Origin of the sequence: Dryocola sp. LX212, from assembly GCA_041504365.1 — a bacterium.
In the GTDB taxonomy this organism is placed as follows: Bacteria; Pseudomonadota; Gammaproteobacteria; order Enterobacterales; family Enterobacteriaceae; genus Dryocola.
On the sequence record CP167917.1, the window covers coordinates 2,515,349 to 2,532,015 of the forward strand.

Sequence of the window (16,667 nt, forward strand, 5' to 3'; positions counted from 1 at the left end):
CTGGCAGGCACGTCCAAAGAGGAAGAAGTAATGAAATATGCATTTCCTGATAATTTCTGGTGGGGCAGCGCCAGCTCCGCGCCGCAGACCGAAGGCGAAACGCTTAACTTTGGCAAATCGGAAACCATCTGGGATCGATGGTTTGCGGAGCAGCCAACGCGCTTCCACAACGGCGTAGGCCCGGCGGATACCTCCACGTTTTACCAGAACTGGAAGCAGGATATCGCGTTGCTCAAAGAGCTGAACCACAATACCTTCCGCACTTCTATTTCCTGGGCGCGCCTGATCCCGCAGGGTCGCGGCGAGATAAACCAGGAGGCCGTGAAGTTTTACAACCAGATTTTCGACGAGCTGCATGCCCAGGGCATCACGCCGTTTATTAACCTCTTCCATTTTGATATGCCAATGGTGATGCAGGAGCTGGGCGGCTGGGAAAATCGTGACGTTGTCACGGCGTATGGCGAATACGCGAAAACCTGCTTCGAACTGTTTGGCGACCGGGTGAAGCACTGGTTCACCTTCAACGAGCCGGTTGTGCCCGTGGAAGGCGGTTACCTGTATGACTTCCACTATCCTAACGTGGTCGATTTCAAACGTGCGGCTACCGTTGCCTATCACACCATGCTGGCACACTCCCTGGCGGTGAAGGCGTACCACGAGCGCAACGACGGCGGCGAAATCGGCATCATTCTGAACCTGACGCCGTCCTACCCTCGTTCGCAAAATCCGGCGGACATAAAGGCTGCGAATATTGCGGATCTGATGTTCAACCGCAGCTTCCTTGACCCGGCGCTGCGCGGTGAATATCCGCAGGAGCTGGTTGCCCTGCTGAAAGAGCATGGCCAGCTTCCGGCCTGCGAGCCGGAGGATAAAGCATTACTTGCTGCGGGCGTTGTCGACCTGCTCGGTATCAACTACTATCAGCCGCGCCGTATCAAGTGCCGCGACTCGCTGGTCAATCCCGACAGCCCGTTTATGCCGGAGTGGTTCTTCGAGTCCTATGAAATGCCGGGCCGCAAAATGAACCCGTACCGCGGCTGGGAAATCTATGAGCAGGGCATCTACGACATTCTGACTAACCTGCGTGAAAACTATAGCAACCCACGCTGCTATATCTCCGAGAACGGCATGGGCGTTGAGCATGAACAACGCTTTGACGAAAACGGGCAGATTCAGGATGATTACCGCATCGATTTCGTCAGCGACCACCTGAAGTGGCTGCACAAAGGCATCAGCGAAGGCAGCAACTGCCTCGGATACCATATGTGGACGTTTATCGATAACTGGTCATGGTGTAACGCCTACAAAAACCGCTATGGCTTCGTGTCGCTGGATCTGGTAACCCAGAAGCGCACCATCAAGAAGAGCGGCGAGTGGTTCAGGGAAACGGCAGCAAAAAACGGTTTTGACGACCGGGGTTAAAAAATCATGCGGGCCACGATGGCCCGCCTTTAGCTGGGCAGGAAACAAGCATGTCGAATATCAATGATGTAGCGCGCCTCGCGCAGGTATCCAAAGCCACCGTTTCCCGGGTGCTGAGCGGCAGCCGCGGCGTGAAGGAAGAGAGCCGCCAGGCGGTGCTGCGCGCAGCGGAAATCCTCAACTACACGCCAAACGCCATTGCCCAGTCCCTGAGCAGCCAGTCAACAAACTGTATCGGGGTGATTTGCGCCACCGAACATATCCAGCAGTCTACCGGCTATTTGCAGGCGCTGGAAAAGCAGCTAAAAGCCCACCGCAAGCACCTGCTACTGCGCTTCGCTAGCGATGCGGACAGCCTGCTACACGCGGTGGCGGAGCTGTCCCACGGCATGTGCGATGCCCTGGTGGTGGTGGGCGCACGCTTCCCTCTGCCCGATCTTGCGGATGATATCGTGCTGATCGACTGCCTCAGCCCTTCCACCGCCAGCAGCGTCCAGTGCGACCGGGTTTTCGCCGTCGAAACCGCCGTGCACTATCTCTGTTCCCAGCAGCGTCGGCATATTGCGCTAATCAACTTTGCCGGCGGCGATGCGGCGACGCAGACGATTGAAGGCTACCGTCAGGCGCTGCATAACTACGTGGTGCCGTTTAACCGCCAGCTGGTTATCGAAAATGAGCCTTCTTTGCGCATTGCCCTGCAAAAGCTTATCAACAGCAGTGTGAAGTTCTCCGCCCTGCTGGTCACCGACGACAGCCAGGCGCAGGAAGCCGTGATGATGCTCAACCAGTATCAGCTGCACGTGCCGGAAAAAGTGATGGTATTCAGTCTGGATGGGTCAACCCGCCTGCCCGGCACAAACGCCATTCCTGCCATCGAGTACCCGCTGGAAAACATTGCCCGTCGGGCGGTGGAATTACTGCTTGGGGATCGCCATAGCAGCGATTTGGTGCGCGGAAGCCTGCTGATTGCATAAGCGACGGCGGGTCGCTGCGAACCCGCCGCACGTTTTATTCTTTCGTTAATACTGCTGCAAGCGTTGCCTCTCGCTGCGCCAGCACGCGCTCCACCGTATCCACAATCGCCTGTGTCTGCGGGTCAATTTCAATATTAATACGGTTGCCCAGCTTTTTGCTGCCCAGGGTCGTGCGCTGCAGCGTCTCGGGGATTAAATGCACGCAGAAGCGGGTGGCCGTTACCTCGCCAACCGTCAGGCTTATACCGTCAATGCCGATATACCCTTTGTGAAGGATGTATTTCATCAGGCTCTTGTCCTGAATTTTGAACCAGATTTGCCGATTATTTTCCGACGTTAAAATCTTCGCCACCTCGGCCGTGGTCATAATATGGCCGGACATCAAATGGCCGCCGATTTCATCGTTGAATTTCGCCGCGCGCTCGACGTTGACGAAGTCGCCAACCGCCAGCTCACCCAGATTGGTGATGCGCAGCGTCTCTTTCATCAAATCAAAACTCACGCGGTTGCCGTTAATTTCCGTGACCGTCAGACAGCAGCCGTTGTGGGCTACGGACGCGCCCGTCTCAAGGCCAGGCAGCATCTCTTCTGGCATCTCGATAACGTGGGTGCGGAAATTGGGCTTTTCTTCGATGGAGACCAGGGCCGCGGTGCCCTGCACAATTCCTGTAAACATCCTTAAACTCCGGCAAGTCAATAAATGGCAGTGTCCGCCCTGTTCAGGGAGGCCTGCATCCGTGAACAGCACAATAACAGTTGGAAAAAAAGCTTGCCAGTCATCATCACTGCCCTGCCATTATTTGTCTGGCGATTTAATTATCTGTCGCTACAATAGTCTGGTTCTTCCCCCTGCATCTTTCTTTTTGCTGCCATTTACGGCGGCGTCTTAGTGTCCAATAACTAATAATAATCAGGTGTATTAATGGATAAGTATTTCGTTGAGGCCCGTCAGCTTTTAGCGCTGGCGATACCCGTGATCCTCGCCTCGGTCGCCCAGACGGCAATGGGTTTCGTCGATACCGTGATGGCCGGGGGCTACAGCGCCACCGATATGGCCGCGGTGGCCATCGGCACCTCCATCTGGCTGCCTGCCATCCTCTTTGGCCATGGTTTGCTGCTGGCGTTAACGCCGGTCGTGGCCCAGCTAAACGGCTCGGGCCGACGCGAACGCATCGCGCACCAGGTTCGCCAGGGGTTCTGGCTGGCAGGGATCGTCTCCGTGCTGATCATGGTTGTCCTGTGGAACGCGGGCTACATTATCGGTTCAATGAAAAACATGGATCCTCTGCTGGCAGAAAAAGCTGTAGGCTACCTGCGCGCGCTGCTGTGGGGTGCGCCTGGCTATCTGTTCTTCCAGGTGGCGCGCAACCAGTGTGAAGGCCTGGCAAAAACCAAGCCGAGCATGGTGATGGGTTTTATTGGCCTGCTGGTCAATATTCCGGTTAACTACATTTTTATTTACGGCCACTTCGGTATGCCTGAACTGGGCGGCGTAGGCTGCGGCGTGGCGACGGCGGCAGTTTATTGGGTCATGTTCTTCAGCATGATTTCTTATGTGCGCCGTGCGCGCTCCATGCGTGATATCCGCAACCCTGTCGGATTCAGCACGCCAGACTGGCAGGTATTGAAACGTCTGACCCAGCTTGGCCTGCCGATTGCGCTGGCGCTGTTCTTTGAGGTGACGCTGTTTGCCGTAGTGGCCCTGCTGGTTTCCCCGCTGGGGATTGTGGACGTGGCCGGACACCAGATAGCCCTGAACTTCAGCTCGCTGATGTTCGTTCTGCCAATGTCGCTGGCGGCGGCGGTAACTATCCGCGTCGGCTTCCGCCTTGGCCAGGGTTCAACGCTGGATGCGCAAACGGCTGCCCGCACCGGCATTGGCGTTGGGGTGTGCATGGCCGTCTGCACGGCGCTGTTTACCGTCACGCTGCGCGAACATATCGCCCTGCTCTATAACGACAACCCGGAGGTCGTGGCTCTGGCAGCCCAGCTGATGCTGCTGGCGGCGGTCTATCAGATTTCCGACTCCATTCAGGTCGTCGGCAGCGGCGTGTTGCGCGGCTACAAAGACACCCGCTCGATCTTCTTCATCACCTTTATTGCCTACTGGGTGCTGGGGCTGCCGAGCGGCTATATTCTGGGGCTGACCGACCTGGTGGTGGACAGAATGGGGCCTGCAGGCTTCTGGATGGGCTTTATTATCGGCCTGACCTCGGCGGCAATCATGATGATGCTGCGCATGCGCTGGCTACAACGTCAGCCGTCCATCACAATTTTGCAGCGCGCGGCGCGATAAAGCCCATCAGCCAGCTTTGTTGTAGCTTTTGAATTAGGGTGGCTGGCGCTAACGCTACTCCACCCTACATTCTGGTATTCGTAGGTCGGATAAGCGCAGCGTCATCCGACACAGCAGGCGAGAACGATGGATGATGTTTATACTCATCCCCCGGATACAAGTCGCCGGGCGGCTATTTTTTCGACGGACTGCGCAGTTGCTCAGCAATCGGATGTAATCTTGCAGAAAATGAAGGATTTCAGCTTGCATGCAGCGGGGGCTGCCGCTAATATTCGTCCCCGTTGTCGCCAGACAACATGATGCGTCCGTAGCTCAGTTGGTTAGAGCACCACCTTGACATGGTGGGGGTCGGTGGTTCGAGTCCACTCGGACGCACCATTTAAAATTTCATACAGTGCGTCCGTAGCTCAGTTGGTTAGAGCACCACCTTGACATGGTGGGGGTCGGTGGTTCGAGTCCACTCGGACGCACCATGATGAACAATTATCCTTCCCGCATTTTCTATTAATCCCCTGAATCATTGCGATGCCCCTTTCATGCACTAAGTCCGTGTTCGCGTGTTTTCACCCTTTTGCTGTTCGTTATGTCACTTTTCCTGCGAAATCATGCTCTATTCGCATCCTCCCCTATAGTTAATACACAAACTGCCTTTGCAGGAGCAGTGACAATCTATGATTGCAGCCTTTCCATTATCTTTCATGCTGTTGGTGGCGGCACTTGCCCTGAGCCCGCCGAGCTTTGCGGCAGACGGCGAGCGGATAAAACACCGGGCCGATGCCGTGCTGACGCTGATGAGCTACATGGTTTTTCCGGATATTACCGCCAGCGATCTGAATATCGGTACCGGCACCGGCGAAACTAACGAGCTCACTATTACTCAGTTTGGCGGCGGGGCCACCCTGAGCGAGTCCTTCCCGCTTTACCTTGAGGGTGCGCTAGGCTATAGCCGCTACGACCCCCAGTTTGTTGTCAGTAATGGGGCAGAAACACGGCGCATCCCCACTAAGTGGAACAGTCTTTCCGCGACGGGTGGCATTGGCTGGGATTTTCCTCTCTACCGTGACCGCTGGGGAGGGAACCTGGTCCTGCGCCCTATCGCTAATGTGATGCTGGGCACGATGGCCAGCGATGTCCGGATTGGCTCATGGGTAATAGAACGCCGAAGCAATGCAGACTATGATTTTCTGGACGGCGGCAGGCTGAACGCCTATGGCCTGGGCGGCTCGCTGATGCTCGATTACGAGCTTTTCTCAAAACCGCAGGATATCGATATCGAGCTGCGTTACTCCGGCATGCAGCTGCAAACCTTTGCCAATACCTCCCGCGCCGTTGAGGGGCATGCGGAGGCAGAAAATCTGGGATTATACCTGCGCCGCAGAGCGCCGGTCTCTGACTGGACGCTGTTAAAAAGCCCCCTGCGCTACGTTATTGAAGGGGCGCATACCGAGTACCTTGGTCAGCAGCGCGGCGCACTAGGATTTAACAGCCTGAGTTCGGTGGGATTAGGTCTGGAGATAGACAGCAGTAAGTATCCTGTTTTTATCACCAGAACGCGGCTGGTGGCGCGCTATATGTTTGGTGATGATACCAGCGGCTACGGCATCGGCCTGGCAATGAGCTTTTAGCCAGTTCATACCTTAAGGCGGGGCTTACGCCGTGCCGCGTGAACTTACCCAAAAGGGAAGAAAGGTTTATTAAGGCCTCCGGAACAGCACCATGCTGCGCCCCTCCAGCTCAAAATCTTTCTCCTGGGTTATGACGATGCCCGGCTCAGCCAGCGCAGACGTGCTGATTTCCAGCACCCAGCCACCCTCCCCGAACTGCGGGATGCGGAACGGCACATTTCCAGCATACGGGTTGAACAGCATCAGCACGTCGTGCCAGATGCCTTTTTCCGCTATCAGATCTTTGCGGCCTATGTACACCCCCAGCGTGGAGCCTTCATCCCACTGTTCCGGCTGCTGCAACCCGCCGCCTGCGTTAAACCATCTGATGATTAAGCCATCGCGCCAGCTGTCGCGGCGCAGCAGCGGCTGCTCGTTGCGCAGCCTGATGAGACGACGCGTGAACTCCCGCAGCGCCTCGCTGGACGGCGGCAGATTATCCCAGTGAACCCAGGAGATTTCGCTGTCCTGACAGTAGCCGTTATTGTTGCCCTTTTGGCTGCGTCCAAATTCATCCCCCGCCAGCAGCATCGGCGTGCCGTGGGAGAACAACAAGGTGGCGAGGAAGTTGCGCTGCTGGCGTTCGCGCACTTTGTTGATGGCCTCGTCGTCCGTTGGCCCTTCGCCTCCATAGTTGCAGGAGCGGTTGTCGTTGTGGCCATCGGCATTCTCTTCGCCGTTGGCCTCATTATGCTTCCCGTTCCAGGACACCAGGTCGTTCAGGGTAAAGCCGTCATGGGCGGTTATAAAGTTAACGCTGGCCCAGGGGCGTCGCCCGCGCTGGTCGTACAGATCCCCTGATCCCAACAGGCGGGCGGCAAAATCATTAGAAACATTGTCCCCCTTCCAGTACTCGCGCACCGTGTCACGGTACTGATCGTTCCACTCTGCCCAGCCGGGTGGGAAACCGCCTACCTGATAGCCGCCGGGACCGATATCCCAGGGCTCGCCGATCAGTTTCATACGGGATAACGCCGGATCCTGCATGATGGCATCGAAGAACCCGCCGCGCTGGTCAAAGCCCTCCGGCTCGCGGCCAAGAATAGTGCCCAGGTCGAAGCGGAAGCCGTCGATGTGCATCGCATCCCGCCAGTAGCGCAGGGAATCCATCACCATCTGCAGCACCCGCGGATGGGAAGTGTTCACCGTGTTGCCGGTGCCGGTATCGTTAATGTAATAGCGGTGCTGCTCGGGCATGGTGCGGTAGTAGGAATAATTGTCGATGCCTTTAAACGACAGCGTCGGACCAAGCTCATTGCCCTCCGCCGTGTGGTTGTAGACCACGTCCAGGATCACCTCAATGCCCTCGTCGTGGAACGCTCGCACCATATCGCGGAAGCCCTGGATACCCCGCGGCCCAAAGTAGCGCGAGGCGGGCGCAAAGAAAGCGAGGGAATTGTAGCCCCAGAAATTCTTCAGCCCCCTCTCCAGCAGATGCTGATCGTCCGGGAACCAGTGAACCGGCAGCAGCTCTACGGAGGTCACCCCCAGGCTCTTGATGTACTGCACGGTGGCTTTGTGACTCATGCCGTCGTAGGTGCCGCGCAGGGCTTCAGGCAGCGCTGAATTAAGCTGGGTAAAGCCTTTGACGTGGGTTTCGTAAATAATGGTTTTCGGCCAGGGCACAACCGGGCGATTTTCGTCGTGCCAGATAAATTCGTCGGGATCGATAACCCGACACTTAGGGGTAAAAGGCGCGCTGTCGCGGCTGTCGTAGGATAAATCTTTATCGCCGTGACCCAGCTCGTAGCCGAAATGGGCGTCATTCCATTCGAGCTTGCCCACCAGATCCCGCGCGTACGGGTCGATCAGCAGTTTATTTGGATTAAACCGGTGGCCGTTTTGCGGATCGTAGGGGCCATAGACGCGATAGCCGTACAGCGCCCCCGGCCTGAGGCCAGGGACATAGCCATGCCAGACCTGATGGGTAAATTCCGGCAGTTCAAGCCTTACGATCTCTGTCCTGCCATCCTGATCGTACAGACAGAGCTCTACCCGCTCCGCGTGCGCCGAAAAAAGCGCAAAGTTAACGCCCTCACCATCGAAGTTTGCCCCGAGCCGAGAGCTATCCCCCGTGAGAATTTCAAACGGTTTACCTTTTGACATGAGTCTTCCCTATCAAAAAAAAAACATTTTATGTGGTGACTGTTATCAACTTTCTGAAGGTTCAACCAGCTGCAGCAGCAAAGGCGAACCGCCATGAATAGCGTTAAGGTTGATGCGATCGGCTAGTGTGGTTTCTTTTCCGCTAAGAACGTCACGGTAGCGGCGGTTAGCCAGCGATGCAGGCAGCGGGATTTGCGTCTCTGCCCAGAACTGCGGCGGAGGTAACGGCTGACCGTTGCCGACCAGGGTAAACGCCAACCGGGGCGCAACGACAATAAGCGCATCGCTGCCGTCTGCCCGTGCAAAAGCAATGACGTTATCCGCCCGTTTGCCGCCAGCCGGGAGCGGCAGATAATCACCCCGGCGGAACAGCGCGGGCTTTTGCTGGCGCAGGTGCAGCAGGCGGGCGGTGACCCGCAGTTTTACCTCACCGCTCAGCCATTTTTCTTCGCAGCTGAAATCCGGCAGGGGATCGTCGTCAAGCATACGCTCCAGCGTGGCGAAGTTGGGTTCAAGCCGGTTGTCAGGGTCGACCAGGCTGAAGTTCAGTCCCTCGCTGCCCTGATAGATATCGGGTACGCCCGGCGCCGCCAGCTTAATCACTGCCTGGGTGAGGCTGTTTATCAGTCCCGCACGAATAAACGGCTGCAGCCCTTCGCTGAACGCCTGTAAAAAAGCTCGGTTAGCGGGGCTGAGTAGATAACGGGCATAGTCCAGCACGGCGTTCTCATAGGCTTCGTTACTGTCGACCCAGTCGGTACGCAGCTTCGCCTCCCGCAGCGCTTTTTCGACAAACCCCACAAAGCGCGCTTCAAGAGCTCCGAGGGCCGCTTCGTCCTGAACATCGAGGGTCGTCGGCCAGACGCCCGCCAGCGCCTGGTACAGCATCCAGGTCACCACGCCGCGCGGTGCTGTGCCGTCATTTAGAAAGACGACTTTGGTCTGGTTCAGCTGACGCCAGCGGTCCACGCATTCGGCCCACTGTTCTGGCGCTTCGGTCAGCGTATACAGGCGGGCGCGGGCATCTTCCCCGCGTTTTGTGTCGTGCGTGGAGGTGCTGGTGATCGCATCCGGCTGCCTTTCGAGCCGGGTTTGCATCTCTTTGTGAAAGCGGTCGAGGGAGAAGGCATGCTTCAGCGGCTCTGCCCCCACCTCGTTAAGCGCCAGATCCAGGTGCTGGCGGAAAAACAGCGTGTCCTCAACAGATTTCGCCATCAGCGGGCCGGTCAGCTGCTGGAAGCGGGTCACAAACTCCCCAGCGTTTGCGGCCTCGCCCGTCAGAATACGGGCCAGGAACGCAAGGGCCCCACGCTCGACGGCATGTTCGCTAGCCTGCACTTTGTTAACGATGCTGATTAACAGCTTCAAATCTTCCCCCGGCAGCCCCCGCGAGGTGCCATAGGTTCGATAAACGGGGAACGCGATGAGCAGCTCACGCAGCGCATCCCGCAAGGCTGGCTCATCCAGCGCAACGCCTTCAGTTTGCGCCATACCCTGCGCCAGATTCAGCAGCCGGGTGAACTCGCCTTCAAAGTTACGCTCCACCATCAGCAGTTTGGCATCCCTCAGCTCGTCCCGCATATCCACCGGCTGCCCTACCACCGTTTCATAGACTTTGCGCAGCCCGTCGATCTGTTCGTTATCGACCAGCACTTCGGACAGTGAGGCGATAAATTCATAGCCCGTGGTGCCGGAAACAGGCCAATTCGGCGGCAGGTGCTCGCCCTTGCCGAGAATTTTTTCCACGGTGATATAACAGTCCGGGCCCGCCTCCTGACGCAGCCTCTCCAGATACCCTTTCGGGTCGGCCAGCCCGTCCACGTGGTCCACCCTCAGCCCGTCTACCACCCCGGAATGAACCAGGTCGAGGATCAGCCGGTGGCTATCGTCGAACACCGTTTTATCCTCCACGCGCATCCCCACCAGCCCGGTGACTTCAAAGAAGCGGCGATACGACAGTTCACGGGGTGCGTCACGCCAGGACATCAGGCGGTAAGGCTGCCGCGCGTGCAGTTCGGTGATGGCCGCCCTGTCCGTCAGCGTTAAAATTTCCGACTCGCGGCCTTGCCAGCTCGCGGGCGTCAGCGGGAAGTAGTTTTCGAAGTAGCAGAAGGCGGGCTTGCCGGTTTTCGGATCGGGCCGGACGGTCAGCTCGCCGTTCTGCAGCACCGCTTCGAACGTGTCACCCAGGAACGGCAGCGTTAAACGCTGCGTCCAGTCGATGTCAAAGTGGCGCGCGTAGCGGCTGCTTTCGCCAAGCTCAACCACCTCGCGCCACCAGGTGTTTTCCAGCGAGGAGGCCATATGGTTCGGCACGATATCGAGGATCAGGCCAATTCCGGCCTCTTTGAGGGTTTTCGCCAGACGGTCAAAGCCTTCGCGCCCGCCGATGGACGGCTCAATCTCATTGACGTCGGTCACGTCGTAGCCGTGGGTTGACCCGGCAGTGGCGGTAAAGATCGGCGAGGCGTAAAGATGGCTGATGCCGAGCCGTTTCAGGTAGGGAACCAGCGCCGCGGCCCGCCAGAAGGTCATGCCGTTGCGAAACTGAAGCCGGTAGGTAGCGGTGGGGATCATCGTTTTGTCACTCCCTGAGCAAGACGGACAACGAAAGAATTTTGCGGAAGATCGTCAGACGCCCGGGGCCAGGCGAAGAGCGTCTCGCCGGGCATATCAGGCAGCGGCTGCGGGGTATCACCAATATTCAGGGCCAGCGACAGCGTGCCGTCGGGGAATGTCCAGCTGACCACGATAAACCCCTCAACGGTCTTCAGAACCCTTCCCGCTTCGCCCCCCGCCGTCGCCAGCAGGGGCACGATATGTTTTTGCCGCAGGGCCAGCAGCTGCTGGGTCAGAGCCAGCCAGCGTTTGCCCTGCTCGCTTTGCGATTTGCTCCAGTCGAGCTTCGAGGCGGCAAAAGTTTTTTCGTCGTTCGGATCGGGGATATCTTCGCCATCATGACCATGGTGCCCAGCAAATTCCTTCCTGCGCCCTTCGCGCACGGCTTTAGCCAGCTCGCCATGGAAATCGGTAAAGAACAGGAACGGATTGGTTTCGCCATACTCTTCGCCCATAAACAGCAGCGGGATATGCGGCGAACACAGCAGCGCGGCAAGCAGCACCCGGGTGCGGTCGGCTCCGGCCAGCTCAATCAGCCTTTCGCCATGGGCGCGGTTGCCGGTCTGATCGTGATTCTGAATAAAATCGACGAAGGCCACCGGGGGCTGAGCGGTACTTTTTACGCCTCGCGGTTCGCCCGCATGCTTCGACAGCTCGCCCTGATAGGCGAAACCTTCCGCCAGCGTCCGGGCGACGTGGCGCTCCGGGCGGTCGGCAAAATCTTCGTAATAGGCGTGCTTCTCACCGGTAGCAAAAACGTGAACCGCATTGTGGAAGTCATCGTTCCATTCGGCGGTAAACAAAGGAGCGGAGCCGTCTTCTTCACGGGGATGCAGGAAGATCACATTGCGGCTGTCCTCGGTGGTCAGATGGACGGGCCGGTGCTGAATTTCGGTGCGGATACGTTCGGCTATCTCCGTCAGCACGTGCCTGGCGGACGGGTCATTAATCTGGTCAATCGCGTCAAACCGCAGGCCGTCGAGCCGGTATTCCGTCAGCCAGTAGAGCGGCGCTTCGATGATGTAGCGGCGAACGGCATCAACCTCATAGGCGATGCCCGGCCCCCAGGGCGTCATGCGGTCTTTATGGAAAAATGCCGGAGCGAGCAGAGGCAAATAGTTACCTTCGGGGCCGAAGTGGTTAAGCACGATGTCCAGCACCACCGACAGCCCATGGCCGTGGGCAGCATCGATAAACGCTTTGAAATCATCCGGCGTGCCATAGGCGGAATGCGGCGCGTAGAGCAGCACGCCGTCGTAGCCCCAGCCCCGGCTGCCGCCAAACTGCGAAACGGGCATCACCTCAAGCATAGTGATACCCAGCCCGGCAAGATAAGGCAGTTTTGCCATGGCCGCGCGGAAAGTGCCTTCGGGGGTGAATGTCCCGAAATGCATTTCATAAACGACGGTTTCCTCCCAGGGACGCCCCTGCCAATGAACGTTTTTCCACGCGAAGCCTTCGGGATCGACAACCAGAGAAGGCCCGTTAACGCCTTCTTTTTGTGCGCGTGAGGCGGGGTCCGGCACCGCCATTCCGTCTGCGAGCACGAACTGGTAGCCGGCCCCCGGCGATACGCCGGTAGCCTCCAGTTCAAACCAGCCCCCACCGTCGTCATTCATTACCCGCTCTTCTCCCGCAAGCCTTAGCGTAATGCTCTCCTGTCCGGGCGCCCACAGGCGAAAGCGTACTTTACCGTCGTCTGAATATTCACTGCCCCAGCTTCTGAGAAATTTTCCAGAGTCCATGTGTGTGCCTCGCTTTTATCGCTATAAAGCCTGGCACATTTTTTCTCAGAGTCGACCTGAGGACTGCAGAGTAGACTTGTCCGCAGCGGAGGGTTAGCCTTAATCATTATATTTATGGCTTAGTGCGAAACTCATAGTGAAAAATGATATCAGGTCGCTGGACCTCAACCTGCTGAAGGCCCTGGACGCGCTGCTGGACGAGCGCAGCGTCACCCGGGCAGCGGGTCGCCTCTCCCTGACGCAGCCCGCCGTCAGCGGCATGCTGACCCGCCTGCGGGACTACTTTGGCGATCCGCTTTTTGTTCGCACCAGCCACGGCATGGTGCCAACGCTGCGGGCCAACGCGCTGGCCGCGCCGGTAAAGCAAATTCTCACCGATATCGCCATTCTGCTTAAGCCGTCAACGTTCGACCCGCAGAAGGCGGAGCTGACATACACCCTGGCCACAACCGACTATGCGCTGAGGGCCGTCATCGTGCCGCTGATGCAGTCGCTGAAACGGCGCGCGCCGCTTGTCAGAATTGCCGTACGCGCCGTTGACAGCGAGCGACTGTCTGAGCAGCTGTCCAGAGGCGACGTCGATCTTGCGCTGCTCACGCCGCAAACAACGCCAGAGGATTTACACGGCAGAGCGCTTTACGAGGAAGAGTATGTTTGCGTCGCACGCAGAGGTCACCCGCTGGCAGAGGCAGGCAAAATAAGCCTTGAGCAGTTTTGCCAGCAGGAGCATGTGCTGGTCTCTTCCGAAGGCCGCTTCACGGGCGTGACGGACGAGGCCCTGGCCGCTGTGGGGCTGTCCCGGCGGGTTGGTATGGCCGTGAACAGCTTCCTGGTGGTGCCCGACGTGCTGCGCGTTACCGATATGCTTGCCGTGGTACCCGGGCGCATGGTCCCGGCTGACGATAGCCTTGTGAAACTCGCCTTACCGCTCCGCGTGCCGGGCTTTACGAAAAGTATGGCCTGGCATGAGCGCACCCATCTTGATCCCGCCCACCGCTGGATCCGGGCGCTGTGCGTCGAAATCTGCGGCTGATATAAGTTAACTTATCCACATTATAAATAATGGCGATTCGCCTTATAACTGGCGAACCCCGAGAATGACTCCCGCCGCGTTACCCTTAACGCCTTTTAAAAACGGGAGAAAAAAATGAACGCTATTAGCTGGCCTGAGGGCTTTGTTCCGGGTTTTACCGATAACTTTGTCTCGAACGAAATGATTATTTCCGGCCTGAGCGTCAACGATGTCTGGCCTTTGCTAAGCCACCCGTTGCTGTGGCCAGAGTATTACCGAAACTCTGCCGACGTGCGCTTTTACGACCACAAAGGGCCGGAGCTTGTGGACGGCGTGCGGTTTTACTTCACCACCTTTGGCTTCCCGGTTGAATCCCGGGTGGTGGAGTTTGTGCCGCCTGCAAAGGACCAGCCTGCCCGTCTGGCGTGGCACGGCTGGTCCGGCGAGGAAAACACGGCTTCACGGCTGGACGTGCACCACGCCTGGCTGCTGGAGGATCTTCCCGGCGGTCGCGTTCGCATCCTGACGCAGGAAACCCAGAACGGTGCTCCGGCACGTGAGCTGGCGGCGACGCGCCCTGACCCAATGCTCAACGGCCATCAGGAGTGGCTTGATGGCCTGGTCGAAGCGGCGATAAAAAAAGATCCTCGCTTTTGCGCATAGCGGCCCAGGCGGCAAACGCCGAGCAGACAAGCAGCCCCAGCCCGAGGGCAAAGGGGCTCCACCAGCCAGCGGCGTCGAACAGCAAACCGCCGAGGCCCGCGCCAAGCGTAATAGCCAGCTGGATTGTCGCCACCATCAGGCCGCCGCCCGCCTCCGCGTCGTCGGGCAGCGCTTTGCTGAGCCACAGCCCCCACGCCACCGGGGCCGGAGTAGCAACCAGCCCCCAGATAGCCAGCAGCGCGCCCGCAGCCAGGGGTGCGGTCCCCCACTCAATCAGCAGCCCGGCGATGGCGGCCATCAGCAGCGGAATGGCAATCAGGTAAGCATAGAGCCTGCGCTGTAATAAATGGCCGATAAGCCAGGTTCCCACCAGCCCGGCGGCGCCCAGCAGCAGCAAAACCATTGACAGCTGCGTGACGCTAAGACGGGTCATCTCCTCCAGAAACGGGCGCAGGTAGGTGAAAACCGCAAACTGCCCCATAAACAAAAACAGAATCCCCGTCATGCCCAGCGCAACCTGGGGAATGCGCAGCAGGCCAAAAGGATTAGCTGTAGCGCGCCTGACTCCGTCAGAGCACAGAGAGGGAATGCTGCGCCACTGCCAGACAAAGGCGATGACCGCCAGCGGCACGACCACGAAAAACGCGCCGCGCCAGCCGATATACTGCCCGAGATAGCTGCCGAGCGGCGCTGCCACCGTCGCCGCGAGCGCGTTGCCGCCATTAATCAGCGCCAGCCCTTTCGCTACCGCACTGGACGGCACCAGCCGCATCACCGTGGCGGTAGACATCGACCAGAATCCGCCGATAGCTACGCCCAGCAGCGCCCGCCCGCCCATGAACATCGTTCCGTTGGCGGCAAAGGTCACCATCAGCCCTGAAAAGGTGAGTAGCAGCGTAAACCCCAACAGCACTTTCTTGCGGTCCAGCCGGCCCGTCAGGGGCGCGTTGAGCAGGCTGGTAATCACGGCAAACAGCCCGGAAACGGAGATCGCCTGCCCGGCATGGCCCTGGCTGATGCCAAGATCCTGCGCGACGGGGGTAAGCAGGCTGACGGGCATAAATTCGGAGGCAATCAGCACCACTACGCCCAGCGCCATTGAGAAAACGGCCCCCCATAGCGGCTGCCCGTCGCGAACTTTCAAAGCTGAAGTTTTTACTGCATTCATTGTTATTTCCTGTGCCGAAGCGAGGAAGTATCCTAAAGCAGCTGGAGTATTTTGATTAGCCGAGGTAATTTGGATGTACTTGTGAATTTATTTCAGCAATAAAGAGGCGCTATGAACGATATCCTGGCCTTCCTGGCCGTGGCCCGGGCCCAGAGCTTTACCAAAGCCGCGGCCCAGCTGGGCGTCAGCCCTTCGGCGCTGAGCCATACGCTGCGCAACCTTGAGGCACGCCTGGGGATACGTTTGCTGACCCGCACGACCAGGAACGTGGCGCCAACCGAAGCGGGCGAGCAGCTGATGCGCTCGGTTGGCCCTCTTTTCGAGCAGATTGCCAGCGAAATAGAGAAGATTGGCGAGCTGCGGGATAAGCCGGCTGGCACCATCAGGATCACCTGCTCCGACGACGCAGCAGAGCAGCACCTGCGTCCCGTCCTTGCGGATTTCTTTAAAACCTATCCCGACATCAACGTTGAAATCTGTATCGACTACGGTTTTACCAATATCGTGCAGGAGCGTTTTGACGCGGGGATCCGGCTGGGGGAGTCGGTCAGCCAGGATATGATTGCCGTGCGGCTGGGGCCAGACTGGCGCCTTTGCGTAGTCGGTTCTCCCGCTTATTTCGCGAGCCGCCCGATACCCGTGGATCCGCGAGAATCAACGGACCATAACTGCATCAATATCCGCCACTCAATCAACGGCGGCGTTTACGTGTGGGAGTTTGAAAAGAAAGGACGCAAGGTCAACGTGCGGGTCAGCGGGCAGCTAACCGCCAACAGCAATATCCCTATTCTTAACGGCGCGCTGGACGGGATCGGGCTGGCTTACCTCCCGGACTTTATGGCGCAGCCGTATATCGAAGACGGAAGGCTGGTAGAGGTGCTGGCCGACTGGAGCCCCTACTTTGATGGATTTCATCTTTATTACCCCAACAGGCGTAATACCACCCCGGCCTTTGCGGCGTTTGTTGAGGCGGTCAGATATAAAGGTAAATAAGCCGG

The 16,667-nt window shown here is 58.2% G+C and carries 12 protein-coding genes and 2 tRNA genes; 9 read left to right on the top strand and 5 right to left on the bottom strand.

Annotated elements, in window-relative coordinates; all coding sequences use genetic code 11:
• Window positions 1-30: 30 nt before the first annotated feature.
• Together ACA108_12020 and ACA108_12025 are read left to right on the top strand one after the other, a co-directional pair.
• A complete protein-coding gene (locus ACA108_12020) occupies window positions 31-1,422 on the top strand; it encodes a glycoside hydrolase family 1 protein (GenBank protein XEX94142.1) in 1,392 nt (463 codons plus the stop codon).
• A 50-nt stretch (window positions 1,423-1,472) separates the two neighbouring features.
• Complete coding sequence (locus ACA108_12025; GenBank protein ID XEX94143.1) at window positions 1,473-2,396, top strand: LacI family DNA-binding transcriptional regulator; 924 nt, start codon at window positions 1,473-1,475, stop codon at window positions 2,394-2,396.
• A 34-nt stretch (window positions 2,397-2,430) separates the two neighbouring features.
• On the opposite strand, the gene ACA108_12030 is transcribed toward ACA108_12025, so the two are convergent.
• Entirely contained in the window at window positions 2,431-3,072 is a 642-nt protein-coding gene (locus ACA108_12030) for a riboflavin synthase subunit alpha (GenBank protein ID XEX94144.1), read from the bottom strand.
• A 246-nt stretch (window positions 3,073-3,318) separates the two neighbouring features.
• Here ACA108_12030 and mdtK point away from each other — a divergent pair, with 246 nt between their 5' ends.
• The 4 genes from mdtK (at window position 3,319) to ACA108_12050 (ending at window position 6,317) form a co-directional block, all read left to right on the top strand.
• Window positions 3,319-4,692, top strand: a complete 1,374-nt coding sequence (gene mdtK, locus ACA108_12035; GenBank protein ID XEX94145.1) for an MdtK family multidrug efflux MATE transporter — start codon at window positions 3,319-3,321, stop codon at window positions 4,690-4,692.
• 301 nt (window positions 4,693-4,993) lie between these two features.
• Window positions 4,994-5,070 (top strand) — tRNA-Val (locus ACA108_12040).
• A gap of 18 nt (window positions 5,071-5,088) precedes the next feature.
• A tRNA-Val gene (locus tag ACA108_12045) sits at window positions 5,089-5,165 on the top strand.
• 198 nt (window positions 5,166-5,363) lie between these two features.
• Window positions 5,364-6,317, top strand: coding sequence for a hypothetical protein (locus ACA108_12050; protein XEX94146.1), 954 nt, complete (start codon window positions 5,364-5,366; stop codon window positions 6,315-6,317).
• 69 nt (window positions 6,318-6,386) lie between these two features.
• Here ACA108_12050 and glgX read toward each other — a convergent pair whose 3' ends face one another.
• Genes glgX through treZ form a run of 3 tightly spaced genes read right to left on the bottom strand, consistent with a single transcriptional unit; the run spans window position 6,387 to window position 12,826 of the window.
• On the bottom strand, window positions 6,387-8,462 hold the full coding sequence (gene glgX / locus ACA108_12055) for a glycogen debranching protein GlgX (GenBank protein ID XEX94147.1): 2,076 nt from the start codon (window positions 8,460-8,462) through the stop codon (window positions 6,387-6,389).
• Between the two features lie 45 nt (window positions 8,463-8,507).
• Window positions 8,508-11,039 carry a malto-oligosyltrehalose synthase gene (gene treY / locus ACA108_12060; protein XEX94148.1) on the bottom strand — a complete coding sequence of 844 codons (2,532 nt, stop codon included), beginning with the start codon at window positions 11,037-11,039 and terminating at the stop codon, window positions 8,508-8,510.
• Window positions 11,036-12,826, bottom strand: a complete 1,791-nt coding sequence (gene treZ, locus ACA108_12065) for a malto-oligosyltrehalose trehalohydrolase (protein ID XEX94149.1) — start codon at window positions 12,824-12,826, stop codon at window positions 11,036-11,038. The genes treY and treZ overlap by 4 nt, the downstream gene beginning before the upstream one ends.
• 136 nt (window positions 12,827-12,962) lie before the next feature.
• Here treZ and ACA108_12070 point away from each other — a divergent pair, with 136 nt between their 5' ends.
• Both ACA108_12070 and ACA108_12075 read left to right on the top strand, forming a co-directional pair.
• The gene (locus tag ACA108_12070) at window positions 12,963-13,859 is read left to right on the top strand and encodes a LysR family transcriptional regulator (GenBank protein XEX94150.1); all 897 of its coding nucleotides are present in this window, start codon (window positions 12,963-12,965) and stop codon (window positions 13,857-13,859) included.
• A gap of 114 nt (window positions 13,860-13,973) precedes the next feature.
• Complete coding sequence (locus ACA108_12075; protein ID XEX94151.1) at window positions 13,974-14,501, top strand: SRPBCC domain-containing protein; 528 nt, start codon at window positions 13,974-13,976, stop codon at window positions 14,499-14,501.
• On the opposite strand, the gene ACA108_12080 is transcribed toward ACA108_12075, so the two are convergent.
• Window positions 14,428-15,669, bottom strand: a complete 1,242-nt coding sequence (locus tag ACA108_12080) for an MFS transporter (protein ID XEX94152.1) — start codon at window positions 15,667-15,669, stop codon at window positions 14,428-14,430. The two genes, ACA108_12075 and ACA108_12080, sit on opposite strands and share 74 nt — an antisense overlap.
• Window positions 15,670-15,780: 111 nt before the next feature.
• Between ACA108_12080 and ACA108_12085 the strand changes: the two genes are divergently transcribed.
• Window positions 15,781-16,662 carry a LysR family transcriptional regulator gene (locus ACA108_12085; GenBank protein ID XEX94153.1) on the top strand — a complete coding sequence of 294 codons (882 nt, stop codon included), beginning with the start codon at window positions 15,781-15,783 and terminating at the stop codon, window positions 16,660-16,662.
• Window positions 16,663-16,667 lie beyond the last annotated feature (5 nt).